This is a genomic window from Micromonospora sp. WMMC241 (assembly GCF_027460165.1).
In the GTDB taxonomy this organism is placed as follows: domain Bacteria; phylum Actinomycetota; class Actinomycetes; order Mycobacteriales; family Micromonosporaceae; genus Micromonospora; species Micromonospora humi.
Window position 1 is genome coordinate 5,738,026 of record NZ_JAPZBF010000001.1, and the last position, 24,893, is coordinate 5,762,918.

Consider the following 24,893-nt stretch of genomic DNA (forward strand, 5'->3'; position numbering starts at 1 on the left):
CTCGGCTCGATGCCGGTCGGTCCCCCTGGCCTGCGAGGATAGCGGTTCCGACCGGGCCGGCACCATGGCCCGCCGGTCAGCCGATCCGTTCGATCACCAGCGGCGTCGGGGCCGGGGCCGCCGGCGCCACCCGGATCGCGTCGCGTGCCTGCGCCAACGCGGCCGGGATCCGCTCGGCGTGCTCGGCGCGCAGCTCGAACAGCGGGTCGCCGACGCGCACCGGGTCGCCGGGGCGCTTGTGCAGCACCACGCCGGCCGGGACGCTGACCGGGTCCTCCTTGCGGGCCCGGCCGGCGCCGAGGCGCCAGGCGGCCACCCCGATCGCGTACGCGTCCACCTCGGCCACCCAGCCGTCCTCGGTCGCGGTGACCAGCTCGATCTCGTTCGCGGTGGGCATCGGGGCGTCCGGGTCGCCGCCCTGCGCCCGGATCATCGCGCGCCACGAGTCCATGGCCCGCCCGTCGCGCAGCGCGGCGGCCGGGTCGGCGTCCGGCAGGCCGGCCGCGTCGAGCATCTCCCGGGCCAGCGCCAGCGTCAGCTCCACCACGTCGGCCGGGCCGCCGCCGGCCAGCACCTCCACCGACTCGGTCACCTCGACCGCGTTGCCGACGGCCAGGCCGAGCGGGGTGGACATGTCGGTGAGCAGGGCGACCGTCCGCACCCCGTGCGCGCCGCCCAGCTCGACCATGGTGCGGGCCAGCTCGCGGGCGTCGTCGACGTTCTTCATGAACGCGCCGGAGCCGACCTTCACGTCGAGCACCAGTGCCCCGGTCCCCTCGGCGATCTTCTTGCTCATGATCGAGCTGGCGATCAGCGGGATGGCCTCGACGGTGCCGGTGACGTCACGCAGCGCGTACAGCTTGCGGTCGGCCGGGGCGAGCCCGTCACCGGCCGCGCAGATCACCGCGCCGACGTCGCGGAGCTGGGCGATGAACTCGTCGTTGCTCAGCGCCGCCCGCCAGCCCGGGATCGACTCCAGCTTGTCCAGGGTGCCGCCGGTGTGGCCGAGACCCCGGCCGGAGAGCTGCGGGACGGCCGCGCCGCACGCGGCGACCAGCGGGGTCAGCGGCAGGGTGATCTTGTCACCGACGCCGCCGGTGGAGTGCTTGTCCACGGTCGGCCGGGCCACCGGCGACAGGTCCAGGCGCTCACCACTGGCGATCATCGCGGCGGTCCACCGGGCGATCTCCGGGCCGGTCATGCCGCGCAGCAGGATCGCCATGGCCAGCGCCGACATCTGCTCGTCGGCCACCAACCCCCTGGTGTACGCGTCGACCACCCAGTCGATCTGCCCGTCGCTCAGCACACCCCCGTCTCGCTTCGCCCGAATGACATCAACCGCCGCAAAAGCACTCACCACAAGATCCAATCAGTAATAGCGGGTGGTCGCACATCCCCGCGAACGGTGACCGTCGAGGAATCGGGCCGACCGTGACCGGCGGAGGGATCAAGCCTGACCGCCCGGAGCCGGGCACGGTCGGCCCGATTCCCCCACCTCAGCCCCAACGAACCGGAATCTCCGAAGGCGGCTCACCCTCCCCGGCCCAGAAGATCGCGCCCGACGCGTCCACCACGACCACGCGCGGCGTCCGCGCCATTCCCCACTCGATGGCCCCGTCGGGATCGTCCCAGCTCGGGCCCTCCTCCAGCACGCCGGTCTCGGCGCCCTCGGTGTCACCGGCCGACCGTTCCCAGTAGGCGGTCCACACCTGCTGCCCGTCGGAGAGGTCGGGGTGCACGAACACCGTGCCCCGCCCCCGCCAGGCAGCCAGCCGGTCCGGCACCACGGGCACCGGGTGCTCGCCGGTCACCGCCTCGATGTCGGCCACGTCGAACGCGTGCGGCAGCAGCTCGGCCATCCGCAGCGGCCCGCCGTCGGCCTCGATCAGGCATTCCGGCCCGCCCTGTTCCCAGAGCAGCTGCCGGCACCTGCCGCACGGCATCAGCGGTTCGCCCGTGGCGTCGACGCAGGACAGCGCCACGATCCGGCCGCCGCCGGTGGCGTGCAGCGAGGAGACCACGCCGCACTCGGCGCAGAGCACCACGCCGTACGCGGCGTTCTCCACGTTGCAGCCGACCACCACGCGGCCGTCGTCGACCAGGGCGGCGGCCCCGACCGGGAACTTCGAGTACGGCACGTACGCGTGCCGCATGACCTCGGTGGCGGCGGCCCGCAGCCGCTCCCAGTCGATCTCCATCACGACTCCCATTCTGCCCAATTCACGCCGATCGGTCGCGGGCGCGGCCGGAGACGACGGTGCCCGGCGAGTCACCCCCGCCGGGCACGGTGCGTCGCGCGGCAGTCAGCCCTTGATGTACGGCTTGCCGTCGGCGGCCGGCGCCCGGACCCGACCGACCAGCCCGGCCACCGCCAGGATCGTCGCCAGGTAGGGCAGCATCGCCAGGAACTGGCTCGGGATGCTGCTGCCGATCGCACCCAGGTAGGTGGCGAGCTGGTCGGCGAAGCCGAAGAAGAGCGCCGCGAGCAGCGCGCCGGTCGGGCTCCACCGGCCGAAGATCAGCGCGGCCAGCGCGATGAAGCCCTTGCCGCCGATCATGTTCTTGGTGAACGAGTAGAGCGCCAGCGTGTACGACGCGCCGCCGACGCCGGCCACCAGACCGGCCAGGAGCACGTTGCGGTAGCGCAGCCGCAGCACCTTCACACCGAGCGTGTCGGCGGCGGTCGGGTGCTCACCGACCGACCGGGTGCGCAGGCCCCACCGGGTGCGGAACAGCGCCAGGTGGATGACCAGCACCAGCAGCAGGCCGAGGTAGAGGAAGATGTTGCCCCGGAACAGCGCCGGACCGAGCAGCGGGATGTCCTTCAGCAGCGGGATCTCCCAGTTGCTGAACCGCGGCGCGCTGTTGTACTTGGCCGCGTCGGTCTGCATCAGCCGCTCGTAGAGGAAGCCGGTGATGCCGACCGCCAGCAGGTTGAGCACGATGCCCATGACCACCTGGTCGACCAGGTAGCGGATGGCGAACACGGCCAGCAGCAGCGAGATGAACGCGCCGCCGATCGCGGCGGCCACCAGACCCACCCAGACGTTGCCGGAGATGCTGCCGAACAGCGCGCCGGAGAAGGCGCCCATCAGCAGTTGGCCCTCGATCGCCACGTTGACCACGCCGGAGCGCTCGCAGAGCACCCCGGCCAGCGCCCCGAAGATCAGCGGCAGCGCCAGGATGAACGTGCCGCGCAGCACGTTGACCAGCGGCATGAAGTTGCGCCCCTCGGGGGCGGCGGAGACCTGCCAGCACAGGAAGCTCAGCACGAAGGCGACCAGCCCGGCGCCGAGCAGCAGCGTGAACCAGCGCTTGGGCACGCCGGCCAGCAGCGCGGCCCCGGCCGCGGCGGCGATGACCCCGAACAGGATCGCGCCGACCGTGCCGTTGATCTCCAGTGCGGCGCCGCCCTCGGTCTCGCTGAGCGTGAAGCGGGCCTGCTGGTCGGTGGCGAGCGCGCCGAACAGCACCGCCGCGAGCACACCAAGCGCCAGCAGGACGGCACCGGCCTTGCGGGCCCGCGTCCAGAAACCCTCGTCGACCGCGGTGACCGCGACGTCGGGGACTGCGGTGGTGGACATGCTCACCAGCCCTTCGCGAGGCTCGTCTGCAGCCGGGCGGCGCGGGCCGCCCGGAGCTGGAAGATCGCCTTCACCAGGGCGGGCGCGGCGATGAAGATGACGATGAGCGCCTGGAGCACGGTGACCAGCTCCAGCGAGATCCCGGAGTACGACTGCATCCGGTTGCCGCCGGCCTGGAGCGCGCCGAACAGCAGCGCGGCCAGCAGCACGCCCCACGGCTTCACCCGGCCGAGCAGGGCGACCAGGATGCCGTCGAACCCGATCTGCGCGATCACCAGCGGGGTCAGCGCGTTGGCGGTGGAGCCGAGCACCATGTTCGAGCCGCCGAGGCCGGCCAGCAGACCCGCGATCACCATCACCAGCACGTACGTCTTGGTCACGCTGATGCCGGCGGTCCGGGCGGCGTCCGGGTTGGCGCCCACCGCGCGCAGTTCGAAGCCGAGCGTGGAGCGGTTGAGCAGCCAGGCGATGAACCAGGTGGCCAGCACCGCGAGCAGGATGCCGGCGTGCACCCGCAGGTTGTCGCCGAGCAGCCGGGGCAGCTGCGCGGAGGAGTCCACCGGCTTGCTGATCGCGTCCGACCGGCTCGGGTTCTGCACCCCGCTCTGGATGATGATCCAGGAGAGGAAGTAGACCGCCACGTAGTTGAGCATGATCGTGTTGATCACCTCGTGGGCGCCGGTGCGGGCCTTGAGGATGCCCGGGATGAAGCCCCAGAGCGCACCGCCCAGCGCACCGGCGATCAGCGCCACCAGCAGGTGCACCCCGGGCGGCAGCGGCAGCGCGAACCCGGCGACGGCGGCCAGGACGACGCCGATGGTCGCCTGGCCCTGGGCGCCGATGTTGAACAGGCCGCCGCGGAAGGCCAGCGCCACCGACAGGCCGGTGAAGACCAGCGGCGCGGTGTAGGTGAGCGTCTCCGAGATCGGACCCATCGCGGCGGTGAAGCCGACCGCGTCCGGGTCGAAGACCGCGCCCTTGAACAGGTTCGCGTACGCCTCGCTGACCACCGTCCAGCTGGCGTTCAACGCGTCCGCCGGTCGGGCGGTGATGTAGCCGTAGGTGGCCAGCACCTCCGGGTCGGAGACGATGATCAGCACCGCGCCGACGAGCATCGCCAGCACGACCGCGAGCACGGTCACCGTGACCGTGTTGGCCGCCCAGAGGTTGTCCAGGAAAAGCCGGCCCAGGCTGGGCCGGGGCGCCTCGGCGGGCCGCTGCTTCAGCGCGGTGTCGCCGGCCGGCGCGGTCGGCGTCGCCCGGGCCTCCTCGCGCGCCTGGAGCGCCTCGGTCGCCGGCTCCTTGTCCGGGGAGCCCGACGCCGGGTTCGGGTTCGTCATGCCTCATCCTCGTTGCCGGGGCCCTCGGGGGCCGGGGCGGCGTCGCCCTCGTGCGGGGTGGCGGGGGCACCGCCCTCGTGCGGGGTCGCGGGCGCGGTGTCCGGGGTGATGCCGGCCATCAGCAGGCCGATCTCCTCACGCGGTGTGTCCGGGCCGACGATGCCGATGACCCGGCCGCGGTACATCACCGCGATCCGGTCGGCCAGGCCGATCACCTCGTCCAGCTCGCTGGAGACGACCATGACCGCGGTGCCGACGTCCCGCTCGCGGATGACCCGGCTGTGGATGAACTCGATCGAACCGACGTCCACGCCCCGGGTGGGCTGGGCGGCGATGAAGAGCTTCAGCGGCCGGGACAGCTCCCGGGCCACGATCACCTTCTGCTGGTTGCCGCCGGAGAGCGTGCCGACCGCCGCGTCGGCCGACGAGGTTCGGACGTCGAACTGCTCGATCCGCTCCTTCGCCGACTTCGCGATCGCGTCCGGCTTCAACGACAGGCCCTTGCCGAACGGCGGCCGGTCGTAGATGTCCAGCACCAGGTTCTCCGCCACGGAGAACTCCTTGACCAGGCCGTCGACGCTGCGGTCCTCCGGCACGTAGCCGACGCCGGCGCGCAGCACCTTCTTGGTCGACCAACCGGCCGTCGCCTCACCGTCGAGGGTGATCGTGCCGGCGAGCACCGGACGCAGGCCCATGATCGCCTCGATCAGCTCGGTCTGGCCGTTGCCCTGCACGCCCGCGACGCCGAGCACCTCGCCGGCGTGCACGGTCAGGTCGATGCCGTCGACCGCGCGGACCTGCCGATCGTCGTCGACGACCAGGCCGGCGACCTCCAGGATCGGCTTGCCCGGGGTGGCGGGCTTCTTGTCCACGGTCAGCCGGACGTTGCGGCCGACCATCAGCGCGGCCAGCTCGTCCCGGCTGGCGGTCGGCTCGGCGGTGCCGACCGTCCGCCCGCGCCGGATCACGGTGATCCGGTCCGCGATCGCCTTCACCTCGCCCAGCTTGTGGGTGATGAACACGATCGACTTGCCGGCGGCCTTGAGCGACCGCATGACGGTGAGCAGTTCGTCGGTCTCCTGCGGGGTGAGCACGGCGGTCGGCTCGTCGAGGATCAGCAGGTCGACGTCGCGGGTGAGCGCCTTGACGATCTCCACCCGCTGTTGGATGCCGACCGGCAGGTCCTCGATCACCGCGTCCGGGTCGACCCGGAGGTTGTACCGCTCGGACACCTCGGCGACCTCGCGCCGGGCCCGCCGGCGGTCCAGCAGCCCGGCGAAGGGCAGCTTGACCTGCTCGGCGCCGAGCATCACGTTCTCAGCCACGGTGAAGACCGGCACCAGCATGAAGTGCTGGTGCACCATGCCGATCCCGGCGGCGATCGCGTCCGAGGGGCCCTTCAGCTTCAGCGGCTTGCCGTCGACCAGGATCTCGCCCTCGTCCGGCTGGTAGAGGCCGTAGAGCACGTTCATCAGGGTCGACTTGCCGGCGCCGTTCTCGCCGAGCAGGGCGTGGATCTCTCCAGGCTCCACCGTGAGGTCGATGTGGTCGTTGGCGACCAGATCACCGAACCGTTTGGTGATGCCGCGCAGTTCGAGTCTCAGCGCAACCTCCTGGAGTGCGAGCGATGGTGCAGCGTAGCGACTGCCGCGCCGCCACCGCGCCGGGTAGGGGTGAAGGGGGATCACGGTGACCGGCCGCCCCGGGCGTGGGGTCGGAACCCGTACGCCCGGGACGGCCGGATCGTGCTACCTGGTGCTCGCCGGCCCCGCTGCCGATGATCTCACCGCGGCGGCCGGCGGAGCGGTCACTTGGTCGGCTGGGCCTTCGAGGTGACCGTGATGGTGCCGGCGGCGATGTCCGCCTTGATCTTGTCGACCTCGGCCTTCAGGTCCGCCGGGACCTTGCTGTCGAAGTCGTGGTACGGCGCGATGGAGACGCCGGTGTTCGCCAGGGTGCCCACGAAGCCCGGGGTGGACTGCAGCTTCTCGCCACCGGCGGCCTTCACCACGGCCTCCTTGACGGCCTCCGGGATGTTCTTGACGACCGTGGTCACGATCGCCGAGCAGTCCGGGGTGCTCTCGCAGCCGTCGACGTCGACCCAGACGACCGAGTACTTGCCGCCCGAGGCCTTGGCCGCGGCGGTGGTGCCGAGGCCGGCGCCGCCGGCGACCGGCATGATGATGTCGGCGCCCTGGGCGACGAGCGTGTCGGACACCTTCTTGCCCTCGTCCTGCTTGACGAAGTCGTTGGTGAAGGAGCCCTTCTGGGTGGCCTTGTCCCAGCCGATGACCGAGACGTTCTTGTTCTTGGCCTTGTTGTAGTACGCCACGCCGTCGGCGAAGCCGTCCATGAAGATGGTGACCGGCGGGATCGGCAGGCCGCCGTAGGTGCCCACCTTGCCGGTCTTGCTCATCCCGGCGGCCAGGTAGCCGGCCTGGAACGCGGCCTGCGCGGTGTCGAACTGCATCGGATAGATGTTGCCGACGCCCGGGTTGGCGTCCACAATCGCGAACTGCTGGTTCGGGTTCGCGGTGGCAGCCGCCTTGGTGGCGTCCGACATCAGGCCACCGACGGCCAGGATGAAGTCGCACTTCTGGTCGACGAAGCCCTTGAGGTTGACCTCGTAGTCCGCCTCGGCCTTCGACTGGACGTTCTTGATGTCGATGTTGTCGTTCTCCTTCTTCGCCTCCTGGAGGCCCTTCCAGGCCGAGGTGTTGAAGGACTTGTCGTCGATGCCACCGACGTCGGTCACCATGCAGGCGCTGTACTTCTTGCCGCCGTTGCCGCCGGCGTTGTTGTTGTCGTCGTCCGGAGCCTCACCACACGCGGCGGCGCCCAGCACGAGGCCACCCGCCACGAAGGCGGAGGCGATCCGCATCCCACGCACAGAGCGCAAGACGTCTCCTTCCCATTGCGCCCGCGTCGTGCGCGGTACGCATGCCCTTGCGCCGGCCTGCGGTGTGCCGCCGGCGTCCCACGTTACGGACGGGAGCGTACGCCCGCGCCCACCCACCGGCCGACAATCGTGCACGACTGTTGAGCGTCCGTTACCCCGGTGTAACCCTTGGGTGGGGCAGATCACTTTTCCGGCCGGTGGGCGTGCGCGGGCGTGTCCTGAACGTCCGTTTTCCGGTGCGCTCCCGTTGCTCTGCGGGCTACCGCCAGAACACCGCGACCGCCGCGTTGAGCAGCGTCAACCCGATGATCGCAAGGAAGTGCCCGCGGTTCACGGACTCCCGCTTACGGGAGAAGAAGACCATGACGAAGATGAGCAACGCGAGCACCAACTTGGTAACAAGCTTCGCCGGGGCCGGTTCGTCGCCGTCCCGCAGGGGCGCGGAGAGTCCGAGACCGGTCAGGATCTGGATCACCGCTCCCCAGAGCATGGCCGCGTTGATCCGCAGCCGGCCGCTGACGTACTGGGCGATCCCGCCGCCGAGCAGCAGCGCGAAGCCGATCAGATGGACGTAGAGAAGGATCAGTCGAAGAGCTTCCACGCCGGCCATTCTCCCCCATCAACGACGCCGCGTAGTAGTCAGCTCGGCCAGGTGCCGTCATACCGTGACCTGCGCCGCCGTCGGCCGGGCCGCCACCGGCTCCGGCTGCACGCCGCCGCCGGCCCGACGGCCGACCAGGACCAGGGCCAACCCGACCAGCGCGTACCCGGTCAGCACGGCCAGCGGCCGGCCGGCGCCCGCGCCGTCGAAGAAGGCCGCCGAGCGCAGCAGCGTGCCGCCGGCGCCGACCGGCAGGAACTGCCCGACCGCCCCCCACGGCTGCGGCAGCAGCTCGGGCGCGGCGGCGACAGCGGAGAGCGGGTTGCCGACCAGGAAGACGAGCAGCGCCCCGAGCCCGAGGCCGGCGCGACCGAGCAGCGCGCCGAGGCCCGCCACGGTGCCGGTGGCGGCGAGCGAGAACAGGCCGATGGCGGCCGACTCCCGCCACGGGTCGCCGTCGAGCAGGCCGAGCCAGCCGTGCAGCACCGCCGTGCCGGCCGCGCCGGCCAGCACCGCGTACCCGATCAGGCCGGCGAGCCGGGCGCGGCGGCCGGCGACGAGGAGGGTGAGCAGCGCGCCGGCCAGCATGCCGGTGAGCGCCAGCGGCAGGAAGCCGGCGGCGAACCCGGCGCCGCGCGGGTCGTCCGGGTCGGCCGGCACGACCGGGGTCACCGGCACCGGGCGGCCGGCCGAGAGCTGCCCGGCGGCCTCGGTGAGCAGGGCCGCCACGGTCGGGCTCGCGGCCGGCGCGGTGTGCAGGGCGACGCCGTCCGGGCCGACCAGGAACGCGGCGTAGACCTCGCGGTCGCGCAGCGCCCGGTCGGCCGCCGCCGCGTCCGGCAGCGTGGTGACCGCGAAGCCGCCGGGGCGGGCCGCGGCGAGCCGGGCGGTCAGCTCGGCCACCGCCGGCGGCGGGCCGGCCACGGCCACCGGCAGGTCGCGCGGTGCGAGGTGGGCGGCGGGTGCCGCGAACAGCGGTACGAGCAGCGCCTGCACCACCACCGCCGCGCCGACGAGCAGCGCGGCGAGGGTCCACGGTGAGCGGGGCATCGCGATCTCCTTAAAACGAATGTTCGTTCTCTTGAGCTGAGCGTGCGCCGTCATGCGCGCATTCGTCAAGAACGAACGTTCGCTTTAGGATGTGTGCCGTGCCACGCGTCTCCGAACAGCACCTCGCCGCCCGCCGCCAGCAGATCCTCGACGCGGCCCGGCGCTGCTTCGTGCGCGACGGGTTCCACCACACCTCGATGCAGGACGTGATCAAGGAGGCCGGGCTCTCCGTCGGCGCGGTCTACCGCTACTTCCCCAGCAAGAACGACCTGATCACGGCCATCGCCCAGGCGGTGGTCGGCACCGCCGACGCGACCTTCGCCGACCTGTCCACCGCCGAGCCGCCGTTGCCGCTGACCGGCGTGCTGGAACGCGCCCTGACCTTCGTCGACACCCAGCTCGGCCCGGACGGCGTGCTGCCGCTGGCCCTTCAGGTGTGGAGCGAGGCGCAGCGGGACCCGGTGCTGGCCGAGTTCGTCGCCGCCACGTACACCCGGCTGCGCGGCCACTTCGTGACGGCCGCCGAGCGGGCCCGCGACGCCGGTGAGCTGCCCCCCGACGCCGATCCCGCCGCCGTGGGCGCGGCGCTGTTCGGGCTGGTGCCGGGCTACTTCACCCAGCGGATCCTCACCGGCTCGCCGGACCGCGCCACCTACCTCGCGGGCGCCCGCGCGCTCCTGCGCTGAGGTGTTAGGAGGGGCCCCTTGTTATGCAGAATGCGTTAACAAGGGGCCCCTCCTTTCACCAGCGCCAGAGCTGGAAGGTGGGGCCGTCGGCGGGCAGCGTGGCCGCGCCGGGGGGCAGCGCGGGCGCGCCGCCGTAGATGTTGTCGGCGGCCGGCAGGCCGGGCAGGTGGATGGGGCGGCCGGGGGCGCGGCGGGCCAGCGCCAGCACCGAGCCGGTCGGCGTCTCGCGGAGGAAGACCAGCGTGTCCGCGTCGGCGTGCACCCACCGCAGGCCGCCGTGCCGCAGCGCCGGCTCGTCGCGGCGCAGCGCCAGCAGCGACCGGTACGCGTCGAACGTGCGCCGGTCCCAGCTCTCCGGCCGGTGCCACGGCATCGGGGTACGCGAGCCCTCCCCGTTGGTGCCGGTCAGGCCCAGCTCGTCACCGGCGAAGATGACAGGGGTGCCGGGCATGGTGGCGAGCAGCCCGGCGGCGACCTCCTGCCGGGCCGCGTCGCCGACCACGGTGCGGATCCGGGCCGAGTCGTGCGAGCCGAGCAGCTGCCACGAGTGCGTGTACGACCGCCAGGAGATCAGCGACCGGTAGGCGTTCATGGTGGCCAGCACCGCGTCCGCGTCCCGCCGCCGCACCCCGCCCGGCGTGCCGAGGAAGTTCGGCACCGGGCCGTCGCCGTGGCGCAGCCAGGACCACACCGGGTCGGTGAAGCCGACGTAGTTCATGGTGCCGTGCCAGCCGTCGGCGTCCAGGTCGCCGGTGTGGTCGTGGCCGTGCTCGGCGAGCAGCAGCCCGTCCGGCCGGGTCTCGGCGACCACCTCGCGCAGCAGTCGCGCCACCTCGTGGGTGTACGCGTCCACGCCGCGCCGGCCGGTCATGTTCGCCACGTCGACCCGCCAGCCGTCCAGCCCGTACGGCGGGCGCAGCCAGCGCCGCAGCAGCGAGTCCTCGGCGGTGGCGAAGCGCCGGCGCAGCTCCGCGCTGCCCCAGTTGAGCTTCGGCAGCGACTTCACCCCGTTCCACGACTCGTAGTCGTGTCCCGGAAGGTCGAAGTAGTACAGCGCGCGCTCCGGGGCGTGGACGTCGGAGATCGCGTCGGTGAACCAGCGGTGCGCGTCGCCGGTGTGGTTGCTGGTGATGTCGCCGAGCAGCCGCCAGCCCCGGGCGCGGACCGCGTCGGCGAGCCGGACCAGCGCCGCGTCGCCGCCGAGCAGCGGGTCGACGGTGTCGAAGCTGGACGCGTCGTACCTGTGGTTGGAGCGCGCCGGGAAGATCGGCGTGAGGTAGACCGTGTTGACGCCGAGCCGCTCCAGGTGGTCCAGACGCTCGGCGATCCCGTCCAGGTCGCCGCCGTAGAACTGGCGGGGCGTCTCCGGGCCCCGGCCGATCACCGGGGTGTCCCAGTCACACGGGATGGCCCAGTCCGGGGCGGCGCGGCCGTCGGCGGCGCCCGATCGGGCGAACCGGTCCGGGAAGATCTGGTAGATCAGCGCGTCCCGGGCCCAGGCCGGTGGCGGCGCGTGGCTGACCAGCTTGAAGTCGCCGTGGTCCGGCACGTCGTGGGCGGCCGTGCCGGCCGCGTTCAGCCATCGGGCACCGTGGTCGCCGTCGAGCAGGAAGCGGTAGTTGCTGACCGGGTTGCGGACCTCGACGTCGGCCCGCCACCACACGTCACCGCCGGCGGTGCGGTCGACGACCGCCTCGGCGAAGTGCGGCTCGCCGTCGCCGGTGGTGCGCACGTGCACCCGGTCGACGCCGGAGCCGGCTGGTACCCGGACGAAGACCGGCACGGTCTGCCCGAGCGCGGGCTCCTGCTCCGGCACGTAGGTGGCGGATCCGTCGTGGTGCGGCTGTAGGGACATGGTGGTGCCTTCCGCGTCGTACCGACAGTGAGTGGGGCGACCGCCGCGATCGGTCACCCGACCGCGACGGTCCGCCCTCCAAACCGCTGTGGTGTACGCCGACACGACGCCCTTGCCGCAGCGTGAGCCGAGGAGGCTCAGCCCTTGACGGCTCCGGAGGTGAGGCCGGAGACGATGTAGCGCTGGAGAAGTTGGAACACCAGCACCGTGGGGATCGCGGTGAGCAGCGTGCCCGCCGCGAACATCCCGAAGTTGTTGTTGCGCTCGCCCGCCACCAGGCCGTACATGCCGACCGCGAGGGTCTTCGACTCGGTGTTGGTGAGGAACACGTTGGCGATGATGAACTCGTTGATCGACCCGATGAACGCGAGCAGGCCGGTCACCGCCAGGATCGGTGCCACCAGCGGCAGCATGATCCGGAAGAAGACCTGCACGTGCGAGGCGCCGTCCATGGTCGCCGACTCGTCCAGCTCCTTCGGCAGCGTGTCGAAGAAGCCCTTCATCAGCCAGGTGTTGGCCCCCAGCGCGCCACCCATGTAGAGCAGGAACAGGCCCCACGGGGTGTTGAAGCCGATCACCGGGTAGAGGTCGGTGAGCGTGGTGAAGATCAGGAAGATCGCCACGATCGCCAGGAACTGCGGGAACATCTGGATCAGCAGCAACGCCAGCAGGCCGACCCGACGCCCGGCGAACCGCATCCGCGAGAACGCGTACGCGGCCAGCGCCGACAGGAAGATCGACGCGAAGCTGGCCACGCCCGCGAGCAGCAGCGAGTTGAGGAACCAGTGGCCGAACGCGGTGCGGTCGAACAGGTTGGTGAAGTTCTCCAACGACGCCCCGGTCGGCAGCAACTGGGTCGAGGAGAGCGTGCCGAGCGGGTTGAGCGCCGCCGAGATCACGAACAGGATCGGGAAGAGGCTGAACACCACGGCCAGCACCCCGACCAGGTGCCGCCAGCCGACCTGGGTGAACCACCGGTTGCGCGATCCGCGGACCGCCGGCTTCTGCGCGATGCTGGTCACGAGTACACCTCCTCCTGCTTGCGGGTGCGCCGGAAGCTGATCGCCGACACCGTCGCCACGATCGCGAAGATGAAGATCGAGACGGTGGCGGCCAGGCCGAACTCGGCGCCCTGGGCGCCGAACGCCAGCCGGTACGTGTAGGTGATCAGCAGGTCGGTGGCGCCGTTGCGCGGGTTGTCCGGCGCGAACGGCCCGCCCTCGGTGGTGAACAGGATCGCGTTGACGTTGTTGAAGTTGTACGCGAACGACGCGATCAGCAGCGGCGAGAGCGCCACCAGCAGCAGTGGCAGGGTGACCGCCTTGAACGACTGCCAGGGCGACGCCCCGTCGACCGAGGTGGCCTCGGTCAACTCCCGCGGGATGGCCTGGAGCGCGCCGGTGGCCACCAGGAACATGTACGGGTAGCCGAGCCAGAGCTGCACCAGCAGCACCGCGATCCGGGCCGACCAGGCGCCGCCGAACCAGTCGACGTCCAGCCCGAACAGGTTGTTGAGCAGGCCGAAGTCGGTGTTGAACATGTCCCGCCAGACCAGCAGCATCGCGAACGAGGGCATGGCGTACGGCAGGATCAGCAGCACCCGGTAGAAGTTGGTGCCCCGCATCCGGGGCGAGTGCAGCGCGAGCGCGATGGCCATGCCGAGCAGGAACGTGAACCCGGTCGAGCCGATCGCGAACGCGAAGTTCCAGGCCAGCGTGCCGAAGAACGGCTTGGAGATGTTCGGGTCGGTGAGTACCGCGCCGAAGTTCTTCAGCCCGACGTTGACCTTCCAGCCCTGGGTGAGCCGCTCGCCGTCGGCGGCGACGAAGGAGCCGATCTTCTCGTCGGCGGTCCAGGTCTTGCCGGTCTCGCTGTCCTTGACGCAGTCGCAGCCGGCGTCGTACGCCCGGGCCGCCTTGCCCTCGTAGGCCCGGGTGAGGCCGTTGGAGCGGATGGCGCCGTCGTCGGTCGGCACGATCAGCGCGGTGATCGCGTCACTGCGGCCGCTGGCCTGCCCGATGTTCAGCACGGTGTAGCCGTCGGCGGCGGTGATCTTGCCGCTGAGGCTGCTGACGGTGACGTCGGAGGCGTCGAGCTGGCGCAGCCCGCCCGCGTCACCGGCGAAGACCTCCTTGGTCTTCGGGTCGCTGAGCAGGAAGGTCAGGGGCCCGGTCGCCGGGTCACCGGTGGTGGCGATGGTGAGCGCGTACTCGGTCGAGCCGGGAACCTGCTTCACCGAGGAGGTCTGGATGGCGACGACCGCGTCGTCCTTGCTGCCGCGGTGTCCGTCGCCGAAGTTCGTGAACGCGGTGCTCGCGGTGTAGAGCACCGGGAAGATCTGGAAGGCGATCAGGAAGAGCGTGCCGGGGACCAGGTACTTGGCCGGGATGTGCCGACGGCTCAGGTAGAGGTAGAACAGGCCGGCGGTGGTGACCGCCAGGACGCCCAGTCCGAGCCAGTATCCGGCCTCGATGAGCGGGAACGCCGCCCAGAGCGCGATTCCGGCCACCAGGCCGAGCAGGACCACCTTGACGAGGAGACCGGTCGCGGTGATCGGCGCGTGGTTCCGCGCGGTGCGGGAGGAGCGCGGGAGCCCGGGCCGAGCGGGCTCCCGGCCCGGGGTCCGCGTGGCGGACCCCGGGCCGGACAGCGGCTCGCTCATTACTTGATCTGACCCTGGATGGTCTTGCCAGCGGCCGTGATCGTCTTGGCCGGGTCGGCGCCGCCGATGACGGCGGCCTCGGCCTTGCCGAACGGGTCCCAGATCGCGGCCATGGCCGGGATCGCCGGGAGCACCTGGCCGTTCTTGCCGGCCTCGGAGAACTTGGCCAGGTCCGCGTCCTCGCCCTTGACCTGGTCGAAGGCGGCGGTCAGCGCCGGCGGGCGCGGCTCGGCCTTGTAGAGCGCGACGGCCAGCTCGGGCTTGGTCACGTAGTTGGTGACGAACTCCTGGGCCAGGGCCTTGTTCTTGCCCTTGGCGGCGACGTAGAACGCCTGGACGCCCACGAACGGCTGGGCCTCCTTGGCGCCGGCGAAGCCGGGGACCGGGGAGATGTCGTACTTGATGTTGGCCTTCTTGGCGTCGGCGACGGCCCACGGGCCGGAGACCAGGAAGGCGCACTTCTTGCCGGTGAAGGTGGAGATGGCGTTCTCCGGGGTGATGGAACGCTTGAGCGCGCCGTCGCCCTTCTCACCGAGCTTGCCGATCTTCTGGAACGCGGCGATCGACTCCGGCTTGCCCACGCCCAGGTCCTTCGGGTCGTAGTCGCCGTTGGCGGCGGTGCCGAACAGGTAGCCGCCGGCCGAGGTGTACAGCGGGTAGATGTGGTACGCGTCGCCGTTCTGCCCGGACTGGAGGCAGAGGATCTCGGTGGCCTTCTTCTGCGCCTTGAGCTTCTTGCCGGCGGTGACCAGGTCCTCGATCGTCTTCGGCGCCTCGGGGGCCAGCTCGGTGTTGCGGATCAGCGCGACGTTCTCGGTGGCGTAGGGCACACCGTAGAGCTGACCGTTGAACGTGACGGCCTTGATCGCGGTCTCGTTGAAGCCGGTCTTCTGCTCGGCCGGCAGCTGGACCGGGTCGATGGCGCCGTTCTGGACCAGGTTGCCGATCCAGTCGTGCGCGCCGACCACGACGTCCGGGCCGCTGCCCTGCTGGGAGGCGGTGACGAAGTTGGTCTGCAGGTCCTTGGAGACGGCCTGGACCTCGACGGTCACGCCGTTCTCCTTGCCGAACTCGTCGGCGAAGGGCTTGAGGGCGGCGGTGCGCTTGTCGTCGGCCCAGATGACCAGCTTGCCACCGGTCGCCTTGCTGGCGGACTGCTCGGCGGCCGGCTTGTCGCTGCCGCTGTCACCACAGCCGGACGCGGCGAGCGCCAGGCCGAGGACGGCGACCACACCCGCGGTACGGATGCGCATCGGTACTCCTGTCGTCATGGCGGTCCGCCGGGGGAAGGGCGACCGCCAGTGGGAACCTCTGAAATTTCTTGCTAACCGGCGCGGGGGTACTGCGCCGCTGGTCTCGCATGTTGCGGGGACGTTAGCAAGAGGTTGCAGAGAATGGAAGGGCTTGCAGAAGTGTACGCAAGACTTTGCCGTTGAGCTAAAGTGCCGCCATGCGCGCTCGACTGTCCGACATCGCCCAACAGGCCGAAGTCAGCGAGGCCACGGTGTCGCGGGTGCTCAACGACCGCCCCGGAGTGGCCCCGGAGACCCGGCAGGCCGTCCTCACCGCCCTCGACGTGCTCGGCTACGAGCGTCCGGCCCGGCTGCGCAAGCGCAGCGCCGGGCTGGTCGGCCTGGTCGTGCCCGAGCTGGAGAACCCGATCTTCCCGGCGTTCGCCCAGGTCATCGAGTCGACCCTGGCGCAGAGCGGGTTCACCCCGGTGCTGTGCACGCAGACCCCGGGCGGGGTCACCGAGGACGAGTACGTGGAGATGCTGCTGGACCGCCAGGTCTCCGGCATCGTCTTCGTCTCGGGCCTGCACGCCGACACCGCGGCCAACCACGACCGGTACCGGGCGCTGATCGCCCGGCCGCTGCCGATCGTCATGATCAACGGGTTCGCCCCCAACATCGCCGCGCCGTTCGTCTCCTGCGACGACCGGGAGGCCACCGAGCTGGCCGTCGCCCACCTGGTGGCGCTCGGCCACCGCCGGATCGGGCTGATCACCGGCCCGGACCGGTTCGTGCCGGTGCAGCGCCGGGTGGCCGGCTTCCGGGCCGCCATGTCCCGGCTCGCCGGCGTGGCCGAGAGCGAGCTGGACGAGCTGGCCGAGCTGTCCCTGTTCGGCGTGGAGGGCGGCGAGGCGGCCGCCGGCCGGCTCATCGAGCGGGACGTCACCGGCATCGTCTGCGGCTCGGACCTGATGGCGCTCGGCGCGATCCGGGCCGCCCGGCAGCGCGGTCGGTCCGTACCCGGCGAGCTGTCCGTGGTCGGCTACGACGACTCGCCGCTGATGGCCTTCACCGATCCGCCGTTGACGACCATGCGTCAGCCGGTGACCGCGATGGCGGTCGCCGCGGTGCGGGCCCTGGTCGACGAGATCAACGGACACGCCGCGCCGCACTCGGAGTATCTGTTCCGCCCCGAGCTGGTGGTGCGCGGCTCCACCGCGGTCTCCCGCCCCACCCCCGCCGTGAAGCGCCAGCGCCCCACCCCCACCTCCCTCGCCGTCCCCGCCTGACGCCAACCCCTCGCCCCGCCGTCCCGCGATCCGGGACGGCTACCCGTGCGTGATCGACCTGGCCAACGCGTGATCGCGGTCATTTCTTGCGCAAGGAATGCTTGACTCTTGCAGAGGCGGCGCGGCATTCTGCTCAGACACCCTGTGCCGCCACAGAACGGGAATCGACGCCGATGACCTCCGCCCCCACCCCCGCGCCGCTGACCACCGACGACGACTGGTGGCGCTCCGCGGTCGTCTACCAGGTCTACGTCCGCAGCTTCGCCGACGCGAACTCCGACGGCGTCGGCGACCTCCAGGGCATCCGGGGGCGCCTGCCCTACCTGCGCGACCTGGGCGTCGACGCGCTCTGGTTGACTCCCTTCTACACCTCGCCGCAGGTCGACGCCGGCTACGACGTGGCCGACTACCGCGACGTCGACCCGCTCTTCGGCAACCTGACCGACTTCGACGAGATGATCACCGACGCCCACGCCCTGGGCCTGCGGATCATCGTCGACCTGGTGCCCAACCACACCTCCAGCGCGCACCCGTGGTTCGCCGCCGCGCTCGCCGCCGGCCCGGGCTCGCCGGAGCGCGAGCGCTACCTGTTCGCCGACGGCAAGGGCGAGCAGGGCGAGCTGCCCCCCAACGACTGGGAGAGCATCTTCGGCGGCCCCGCCTGGACCCGGGTCGTCGACGGCCAGTGGTACCTGCACCTGTTCGACCCGGCCCAGCCCGACCTGAACTGGCGCCACCCCGAGGTGCGCGCCGAGTTCGAGGACGTCCTACGGTTCTGGCTGGACCGCGGCGTGGACGGCTTCCGGATCGACGTGGCGCACGGGATGATCAAGGCCGAGGGCCTGCCCGACGTCGGTTTCAACTCGATGACCACCGGGCAGCGCCAGTCTGAGCTGCTCGGCAAGGGCCGGCTGCCCTACTTCGACCAGGACGAGGTGCACGACATCTACCGCGCCTGGCGGCCGATCCTGGACAGCTACCCCGGCGGACGGATGGCGGTCGCCGAGGCCTGGGCCGAGACGCCGCAGCGGCTGGCCCGCTACATCGGCCCGGACGAGCTGCACCAGGCGTTCAGCTTCGACTTCCTCGACGCCACCTGGTCGGCCGACTCGTTCCGCAAGGTGATCGACACGGCGCTTGCCGAGTCGACGATCGTCGGCGCGCCCACCACCTGGGTGCTCTCCAACCACGACCGGCAGCGCCACGTCACCCGCTACGGCGACGGCGAGGTCGGCCTGCGCCGCGCCCGGGCCGCCGCGCTGCTGATGTTCGCGCTGCCCGGCTGCGCGTACGTCTACCAGGGCGAGGAACTGGGCCTGCCGGAGGTGCTGGACCTCCCCGACGAGCTGCGCCAGGACCCGGCGTTCCGGCGCACCGGCGAGAGCCGCGACGGCTGCCGGGTGCCGATCCCGTGGAGCGGCGAGCTGGCCCCGTACGGCTTCGGGCCGGACGGCAGCGAGCTGAGCTGGCTGCCCGCGCCGGCGACCTGGCGGGCCCTCTCGGTGGCCGCCCAGACCGGAACGCCCGGCTCGACGCTGGAGCTCTACCGGGCCGCGCTGCGGATCCGGGGCGAGCACCCCGCGCTGGCCGGCCTCGCCGGCATCACCTGGCTGGAGACCGAGCCCGGCGTGCTGGCGTTCCGTCGCGCCGCCGGTGACACCGAGCTGACCTGTGTGGTCAACCTCAGCGGCGCCGACGTGACGGTCACCGGCCACGGCCGGCCGCTCGTCGCCAGCGCCGACCTCACCGAGCGGGGCGACGGACACGTCCTGCCGGTGGACTCAGCTGCGTGGTTCGAACGGCGCTGAGCCGGGTAACCCGCCAACGACCTGGCCGTCCGTTGTGCCCCGCGCCGACGGGCGGCTGGGCTGCCGACCCCTTGTGGTGGGGGGTGAGGTGGTACCGGCCCCCGGGAGTCCGCTCCCGGGGGCCGGTGTCCATCGACGCCCGCCCCGGCGGTCAGGCGCCCTTCGCGGTGAGCAGCGCGGCGATCCGGGCGAACCCGGCCCGGACCTCGTCGCGGTCCGGCGGGCTCGCCGGCTGCGGCTCCGGCTGGCGCTCGGCGGCCAGTTCCAGCTCGTCGTCGATGACGTCCTCGAAGTCGCCGTAGAGATCCGCCTGGTCGATCTCGGCCACCTCGTCGGCGGCGGCGATCTGGGCGGCGGCGATCTCGCCGCGGATCTCCTCCGGGGTGAGCGCCGGAAGCAGCGGCTCCACGACCGCCATCAGCTGTTCCTCCGCCACCACCGCCTCGGCCAGCGCCAGCGCGTGCGGTCGCTCGTACGGGCCGCAGACCACCGGCTCCCACTCGTCCTCCGCGCCGAGCGGACCGAACGTGATGATCCACGGCAGGCCCAGCATCGGCGAGTCGTCCGGCAGGTCCAGTGTCACGAGTGCGCCCACCGGCCCATCATGGTCGCTGCGCGCCCGCGCGGGGACGGCAATCCCCCGACTCTCCCCGCTCAGGCGACCGCTCTCAACCACGCGTACCGGCGTCCAGCGCCGCACGGACCAGCGCGAGCGCCCGCTCCGGCGGGACACCCAGGCGACGCGCCTCGGCCGCGTACCCCTCGGCGGCGCGGTGCAGCCGGTCGGTGGCGTCGTCGCGGCCCGGGGCCACCACGGTGCCGTGCCGGCCGCGGGTCTCCACCAGGCCGGCGGACTCCAACTCGCGGTAGGCCCGGGCCACCGTGTTCGCCGCCAGCCCCAGGTCGGCGGCGAGCTGCCGGACCGCGGGCAGCCGGGTGCCCACCGCCAGCCGACCGTCGCCGATGGCGCTCGCGAGCTGCGCGCGCACCTGCTCGTACGGGGGCACCGCCGACTCGGCGTCGACCCGGACGCGCGGGCTCATCCGCCGCCTCCGGGCGTGCCCGGATCGGTCTCCTCGTCGAGCACGTCCGCCTCCACGTCCACCTCCCGTGCCCCCGCCCCGCCCTCGGCCAGGTCCACCACCCGGCCGTACCGGCTGGTGGCGGCGAGCGCGGCGCCGAAGAGCACCAGCTGGTTGAGCAGGTAGAGGTAGAGCAGCAGGCCCACCGCGGTCGCCACCACCGTGTAGGCCGGGTTCCGCTCGGTGCGCACCACGTAGTAGCGCCCCACGGTGTTGAGCAGAGTGATGCCGATCGCGACGGTCAGCACCGCCGGGCGCAGCCGGCGCCGGCTCATCCGCAGCCGGGGCACGGCCAGCAGCAGCGCGGCGGCGAGCACGGCGTTGACCAGCACGCTGAGCACCGCGCTGACCGTGGTCAGGCCGACCGAACCGGTGCTGCGCAGCAGGAACCGCAGCAGCGACTCCAGGGCGTCGACGGCGGCGACCGAGACGAAGAGCAGCACGAAGACCGCGACCAGCACGCCGAGGTCGACCAGGCGGCGCATGACCAGGTTGCCGGGCTGCTGGTTGAAGCCGTACATCAGCCGCTGGGAGGAGCGGATCGCCTCCACCCACCCGATCCCGGTGAAGACCAGGATGACCAGGCCGACCACGCCGACGGTGTTGCTGCTCTCGGCGATCTGGGCCGGGTCGAGGAACGGCAGGTTCTCGCGGAGGAAGTCGGCCGCCGCGCGGCTCACGTCCTCGTTGTCCCGCAGCACCGCGCCGAAGATCCAGTACGCGACCAGGGCGAGCGCGAACACGGCGAAGAAGCCGTAGTAGGCGATGGCGGCGGCGAGCCGACCGGCGAGCAGGTCGGCGTAGAGCGTCCCGGCCTGCCACAGGTGGTCGAAGACCGGCGATCGACCGCGGGCCGCGTCGATCCGGCGACCGAGCGCCGCCTCGATCCGGCCGAAGACGTTCACCCCGCCATCCTCGCCGATCACCGCCCCCGGCGGAGGAGGCCCGGCGGGTCGGGTGTTCAGCGCCGGCCGCCGAGCCGGAAGTCGCGGCGGGGCTGCCACCGGGCCGCCCCGCTGTGCGAGAAGAGCGTGAACGCCTCCACCTCGAACAGCGCGGAGAAGTCGGCGAGGTCCTCGTAGGCCTTGTCGAGCACCTCGGGCGGCACGTCCTGGGCCACGGTCACATGCGGGTGGTAGGGGAAGCGTGCCTCCCGACGCAGCTCGGGGGCCGAGTTGATGGCGGAGGCGAGCAGCTCGCACTCGCTGATCCCGGCCGCGACCGTCACGAAGACCACCTGGGTGACCGGGCGGAATGTGCCGGTGCCGCGCAGGTGCAGGGTGAACGGCAGGTGCGCGGCGGCCACCCCGGTCAGGTGCTCCTCGACGGCGGGCAGCGCGCGGACCGGGATCTCGGTGGGCCCGAGCAGGGTGACGTGGGCCGGCACGGCCTGCGGGTCGCCGGCGGAGACCCGCCGGCGGGTGAGCATCCCGCCCCACGGCTCGGGGATGTCCACCGCGATCCCGATCTGGATCGTGTCCCCGCCGTCCGTCACGTTGTCCGCCATCTCCGCGCCGGCCGCTACTCGGACCGCACCGGGGGGAAGAAGCCGACCCGGTCGTACGCGGTGCGCAGCGTGCCGGCCGCCACCGCCCGGGCCTTCTCCGCGCCCTGCGCGAGCAGCTTGTCCAACTGGGCCGGGTCGTCCAGGTAGCCGTTGGTGCGCTCCTGGACCGGGGTGACGAACTCCCGCACCACCTCGGCGAGGTCCTTCTTGAGGTCGCCGTAGCCCCGGCCGTCGTACGCGGCGACCAGGTCGTCGATGCCGCGACCGGACAGCGCGGAGTAGATGGTGAGCAGGTTGGAGATGCCCGGCTTCCCCTCCGCGTCGAAGACGATCTCGCGGCCGGTGTCGGTGACCGCGGAGCGGATCTTCTTGGCCGAGCGGGCCGGGTCCTCCAGCAGGTCGATGATGCCGGCCGGGGAGGAGGACGACTTCGACATCTTGGCCGTCGGGTCCTGCAGGTCGGTGATCTTGGCAGTGTCCTTCACGATGTGCGGCACCGGCACCGTGAACGTCGGGCCGAACAGCGAGTTGAACCGCTGGGCCAGGTCGCGGGAGAGCTCCAGGTGCTGCCGCTGGTCCTCGCCGACCGGCACCGCGTGCGCCTGGTAGAGCAGGATGTCGGCGGCCTGCAGGATCGGGTAGGTGAACAGGCCGACACTGGCCCGCTCGCTGCCCTGCTTCTGCGACTTGTCCTTGAACTGGGTCATCCGGCCGGCCTCGCCGAAGCCGGTGATGCAGCCGAGCACCCAGGCCAACTGCGGGTGCTCGGGCACCTGCGACTGGACGAAGAGGGTGCTGCGCTCCGGGTCGATGCCCAGCGCGAAGAGCTGCGCGGCCGCCACCCGGCTGCGCCGCTTCAGCACCGCCGGGTCGTGGCCCGCGGTGATCGCGTGCAGGTCCACCACGCAGTAGAACGCGTCGTGGCTGTCCTGCAGGGCCACCCAGTGCCGCAGCGCGCCCAGGTAGTTGCCGAGGTGGAACGAGTCGGCCGTCGGCTGGATGCCGGAGAAGACGCGCGGGCGGACTGGTACGTCGGACATGGCGGTGATTCTGTCAGCAAGGCCGGGGATTCGTCATGACGGGCCGGCGGGTCGGGCCGGTACGGGTGGCGGCGGGCCGCTGACCTCGCGCCGGGGCTCGGGCAGGCGCCGGGTGGAGACCGCCAGGCGGGACACCCGCCGGCCGTCGAGCGCCAGCACCCGCAGCAGCCAGCCCTCCGGATCGGTGGCGTCCGCCCCGTCGTCCGCCCCGACCGAGACCGGCACCTCGTCGCCGGCCACCGGCAGGCGGCCCAGCGCGGCCATCACGTATCCGCCGACCGTCTCGTACGGGCCGGCGGGCAGCGGGACGCCCGTGCGTTCGGCGAAGTCGGCCAGGTTGAGCCGGCCGTCGACCACGGCGGGCAGGCCGGCGGGGGCCGGACCGGGTGGGCCGTCGCCCTCGTCGTGGATCTCCCCGACCAGTTCCTCGACCAGGTCCTCGCAGGTGACGATGCCGGCGGTGCCGCCGTACTCGTCGACCACCACGGCCAGGTGGTGGCCCTCCCGGCGCATCTCGGTGAGCGCCGCGAGCACCCGCTTGCTGCCCGGCAGCCGCTTCACCTCGCGGGTCAGCTCCCCGACGGCGACCGGGCCGGCCGGCTCCGGGCGGAGCAGCACGTCCCGCAGGTGCACCAGGCCGACCACGTCGTCGTGGGTGCCGTCCACCACCGGGTAGCGGGTGTGCGGGTCGGCCCGCACCAGTCGCTGCGCCTCGGTCACCGGCAGGCCGGCGGCGAGGAAGACCACCTCGGTGCGGGGCACCATCACCTCGCGGATCAGCCGCGCGCCGGCCACCAGCACCTCGTCGATGATCCGGCGCTCGTCCGCGTCGAGAAGCGTGTTGGCCGCCACCAGGTCGCGTAGCTCGGCCTCGCTGATCCGTTCCCGCCCGGCGGTGGGGCTCGCCCCGAGCAGGCCGGTGACCAGGCGGGTGGCGCCGTCGGCGGCCCGCACCACGACGCGGGCCACCGTCCGGGCCAGCGGGCCGGATTCGCGTCGGGGTCGCCCCGACGGTCGTCGCCGGGGCCCGGGACCACCCGCTTCCCGCATGAGAAGCATGGTAGACAGCGCCCGCCGGACGGCCGACCCGATGTGCGTATCTGTTCAATCCTGGTGGATCGTGATGGAATGGAGTGGGACTCACTCCACCGCCGTGCCACCACCGCCGGCCGTAGGGTGATCACGGAACGGCCGACACGGACGCGGCCAGGCAGGAGGACCGACGTGAAACTGCTCGTCACCGGCGGCGCCGGCTACATCGGCAGCGTGGTGACCCGGATGCTGCTCGACCACGGCCACCGGGTGACCGTGCTGGACGACCTGCGCACCGGCCACCGCGAGGCGCTCGCCCCCGACGCCACCCACGTCGACCTGCCGGTGCACGAGGCGGCCCGGGTGCTCACCCCCGACGCCGGGTTCGACGGCGTGCTGCACTTCGCCGCCCTGATCGCCGCCGGCGAGTCGATGACCCGCCCGGAGCTCTACTGGCACACCAACACCGTCGGCTCGCTCGCCCTCATCGACGCGGTCCGCGCCGCCCGGGTCCCGCGGATGGTCTTCTCCTCCACCGCCGCCGTCTACGGCAACCCCACCGAGCTGCCCATCCCGGAAACCGCCGTCAAGGCCCCCACCAGCACCTACGGGGCCACGAAACTGGCCGTCGACATGGCGCTCACCTCCGAGGCGATCGCGCACGAGCTGGGCGCCGTCTCGCTGCGCTACTTCAACGTCGCAGGGGCCTACCGGCACGACGGCGCGACCATCGGCGAGCGGCACGACCCGGAGACGCACCTCATCCCGATCGCCCTCGACGTGGCCGCCGGCCGGCGCGAGAAACTCCAGCTCTTCGGCGACGACTACCCCACCGCCGACGGCACCTGCGTCCGCGACTACATCCACGTCGAGGACCTGGCCCGCGCCCACCTGCTCGCCCTCGACGCGGCCACGCCGGGCCGGCACCGGATCTACAACCTGGGCAACGGCAACGGCTTCACCAACCGGCAGGTGGTCGAGGTGGTCCGCGAGGTCACCGGTCACCCGGTGCCGGTCGAGGTGGCGCCGCGCCGCGAAGGCGACCCCGCCGAGCTGGTCGCGTCGTCCGCGCTGGCCCGCGACGAGCTGGGCTGGGTGCCGGCGAAGCCGACCCTGCACGACATGGTCGGCGACGCCTGGGCGTTCTACCGCGAGCACATCGCCGGGCCGACCTCGTGAGCGCGAGGAGTGAGCCGGGGTTGCGAGCCCCGCAGTCGCGAACGAAA

22 protein-coding genes are annotated in these 24,893 nt (G+C 72.1%); 4 read left to right on the plus strand and 18 right to left on the minus strand.

What is annotated here, in order from left to right; all coding sequences use genetic code 11:
• Positions 1-76 precede the first annotated feature (76 nt).
• From O7598_RS25865 to O7598_RS25900, 8 genes are all read right to left on the minus strand, one after another.
• Complete coding sequence (locus O7598_RS25865; protein ID WP_269693848.1) at positions 77-1,357, minus strand: thymidine phosphorylase; 1,281 nt, start codon at positions 1,355-1,357, stop codon at positions 77-79.
• A gap of 139 nt (positions 1,358-1,496) precedes the next feature.
• Complete coding sequence (locus tag O7598_RS25870) at positions 1,497-2,210, minus strand: cytidine deaminase (RefSeq protein ID WP_269693849.1); 714 nt, start codon at positions 2,208-2,210, stop codon at positions 1,497-1,499.
• Between the two features lie 93 nt (positions 2,211-2,303).
• Positions 2,304-3,584 (minus strand): ABC transporter permease, encoded by a 1,281-nt coding sequence (locus O7598_RS25875; protein ID WP_269693850.1) that lies wholly within the window; start codon positions 3,582-3,584, stop codon positions 2,304-2,306.
• Between the two features lie 2 nt (positions 3,585-3,586).
• Positions 3,587-4,924: an ABC transporter permease gene (locus tag O7598_RS25880; protein WP_269693851.1), complete on the minus strand. Its 1,338-nt coding sequence runs from the start codon at positions 4,922-4,924 to the stop codon at positions 3,587-3,589.
• Positions 4,921-6,612, minus strand: coding sequence for an ABC transporter ATP-binding protein (locus O7598_RS25885; RefSeq protein ID WP_269693852.1), 1,692 nt, complete (start codon positions 6,610-6,612; stop codon positions 4,921-4,923). The genes O7598_RS25880 and O7598_RS25885 overlap by 4 nt, the downstream gene beginning before the upstream one ends.
• Before the next feature lie 119 nt (positions 6,613-6,731).
• Positions 6,732-7,805 (minus strand): BMP family lipoprotein, encoded by a 1,074-nt coding sequence (locus O7598_RS25890; protein ID WP_269694982.1) that lies wholly within the window; start codon positions 7,803-7,805, stop codon positions 6,732-6,734.
• A gap of 277 nt (positions 7,806-8,082) precedes the next feature.
• Entirely contained in the window at positions 8,083-8,424 is a 342-nt protein-coding gene (locus O7598_RS25895; RefSeq protein WP_091061503.1) for a hypothetical protein, read from the minus strand.
• 57 nt (positions 8,425-8,481) lie between these two features.
• The gene (locus O7598_RS25900; protein WP_269693853.1) at positions 8,482-9,474 is read right to left on the minus strand and encodes a hypothetical protein; all 993 of its coding nucleotides are present in this window, start codon (positions 9,472-9,474) and stop codon (positions 8,482-8,484) included.
• Positions 9,475-9,572: 98 nt separating this feature from the next.
• Between O7598_RS25900 and O7598_RS25905 the strand changes: the two genes are divergently transcribed.
• Complete coding sequence (locus O7598_RS25905; RefSeq protein WP_269693854.1) at positions 9,573-10,160, plus strand: TetR/AcrR family transcriptional regulator; 588 nt, start codon at positions 9,573-9,575, stop codon at positions 10,158-10,160.
• A 55-nt stretch (positions 10,161-10,215) separates the two neighbouring features.
• On the opposite strand, the gene O7598_RS25910 is transcribed toward O7598_RS25905, so the two are convergent.
• The 4 genes from O7598_RS25910 to O7598_RS25925 all read right to left on the minus strand — a co-directional run bounded on the left by O7598_RS25910 (position 10,216) and on the right by O7598_RS25925 (position 15,930).
• Entirely contained in the window at positions 10,216-12,015 is a 1,800-nt protein-coding gene (locus O7598_RS25910; RefSeq protein ID WP_269693855.1) for a glycoside hydrolase family 13 protein, read from the minus strand.
• Between the two features lie 137 nt (positions 12,016-12,152).
• Entirely contained in the window at positions 12,153-13,037 is an 885-nt protein-coding gene (locus tag O7598_RS25915) for a sugar ABC transporter permease (protein ID WP_442929894.1), read from the minus strand.
• Entirely contained in the window at positions 13,034-14,677 is a 1,644-nt protein-coding gene (locus O7598_RS25920; protein ID WP_269693856.1) for an ABC transporter permease subunit, read from the minus strand. The genes O7598_RS25915 and O7598_RS25920 overlap by 4 nt, the downstream gene beginning before the upstream one ends.
• Positions 14,677-15,930, minus strand: coding sequence for a sugar ABC transporter substrate-binding protein (locus O7598_RS25925; protein WP_269693857.1), 1,254 nt, complete (start codon positions 15,928-15,930; stop codon positions 14,677-14,679). Before O7598_RS25925 ends, O7598_RS25920 begins: the two co-directional genes overlap by 1 nt.
• A 197-nt stretch (positions 15,931-16,127) precedes the next feature.
• Between O7598_RS25925 and O7598_RS25930 the strand changes: the two genes are divergently transcribed.
• Together O7598_RS25930 and O7598_RS25935 are read left to right on the plus strand one after the other, a co-directional pair.
• On the plus strand, positions 16,128-17,198 hold the full coding sequence (locus O7598_RS25930) for a LacI family DNA-binding transcriptional regulator (protein WP_269693858.1): 1,071 nt from the start codon (positions 16,128-16,130) through the stop codon (positions 17,196-17,198).
• A gap of 173 nt (positions 17,199-17,371) precedes the next feature.
• Positions 17,372-19,006: a glycoside hydrolase family 13 protein gene (locus O7598_RS25935; RefSeq protein ID WP_269693859.1), complete on the plus strand. Its 1,635-nt coding sequence runs from the start codon at positions 17,372-17,374 to the stop codon at positions 19,004-19,006.
• Positions 19,007-19,157: 151 nt separating this feature from the next.
• Here the strand turns inward: O7598_RS25935 and O7598_RS25940 are convergent, their stop codons facing one another.
• The 6 genes from O7598_RS25940 to O7598_RS25965 all read right to left on the minus strand — a co-directional run bounded on the left by O7598_RS25940 (position 19,158) and on the right by O7598_RS25965 (position 23,685).
• On the minus strand, positions 19,158-19,601 hold the full coding sequence (locus tag O7598_RS25940) for a hypothetical protein (protein ID WP_269693860.1): 444 nt from the start codon (positions 19,599-19,601) through the stop codon (positions 19,158-19,160).
• Between the two features lie 73 nt (positions 19,602-19,674).
• Entirely contained in the window at positions 19,675-20,049 is a 375-nt protein-coding gene (locus O7598_RS25945; protein WP_269693861.1) for a GntR family transcriptional regulator, read from the minus strand.
• The gene (locus O7598_RS25950; protein ID WP_269693862.1) at positions 20,046-20,993 is read right to left on the minus strand and encodes a YhjD/YihY/BrkB family envelope integrity protein; all 948 of its coding nucleotides are present in this window, start codon (positions 20,991-20,993) and stop codon (positions 20,046-20,048) included. The genes O7598_RS25945 and O7598_RS25950 overlap by 4 nt, the downstream gene beginning before the upstream one ends.
• Before the next feature lie 56 nt (positions 20,994-21,049).
• Positions 21,050-21,595: a 2'-5' RNA ligase family protein gene (locus O7598_RS25955; protein WP_269693863.1), complete on the minus strand. Its 546-nt coding sequence runs from the start codon at positions 21,593-21,595 to the stop codon at positions 21,050-21,052.
• 14 nt (positions 21,596-21,609) lie between these two features.
• On the minus strand, positions 21,610-22,635 hold the full coding sequence (gene trpS / locus O7598_RS25960; protein WP_269693864.1) for a tryptophan--tRNA ligase: 1,026 nt from the start codon (positions 22,633-22,635) through the stop codon (positions 21,610-21,612).
• A 33-nt stretch (positions 22,636-22,668) separates the two neighbouring features.
• Positions 22,669-23,685, minus strand: a complete 1,017-nt coding sequence (locus O7598_RS25965; RefSeq protein WP_269693865.1) for a hemolysin family protein — start codon at positions 23,683-23,685, stop codon at positions 22,669-22,671.
• 174 nt (positions 23,686-23,859) lie between these two features.
• On the opposite strand from O7598_RS25965, the gene galE reads away from it, so the two are divergent.
• A complete protein-coding gene (gene galE, locus O7598_RS25970; RefSeq protein WP_269693866.1) occupies positions 23,860-24,846 on the plus strand; it encodes a UDP-glucose 4-epimerase GalE in 987 nt (328 codons plus the stop codon).
• Positions 24,847-24,893 lie beyond the last annotated feature (47 nt).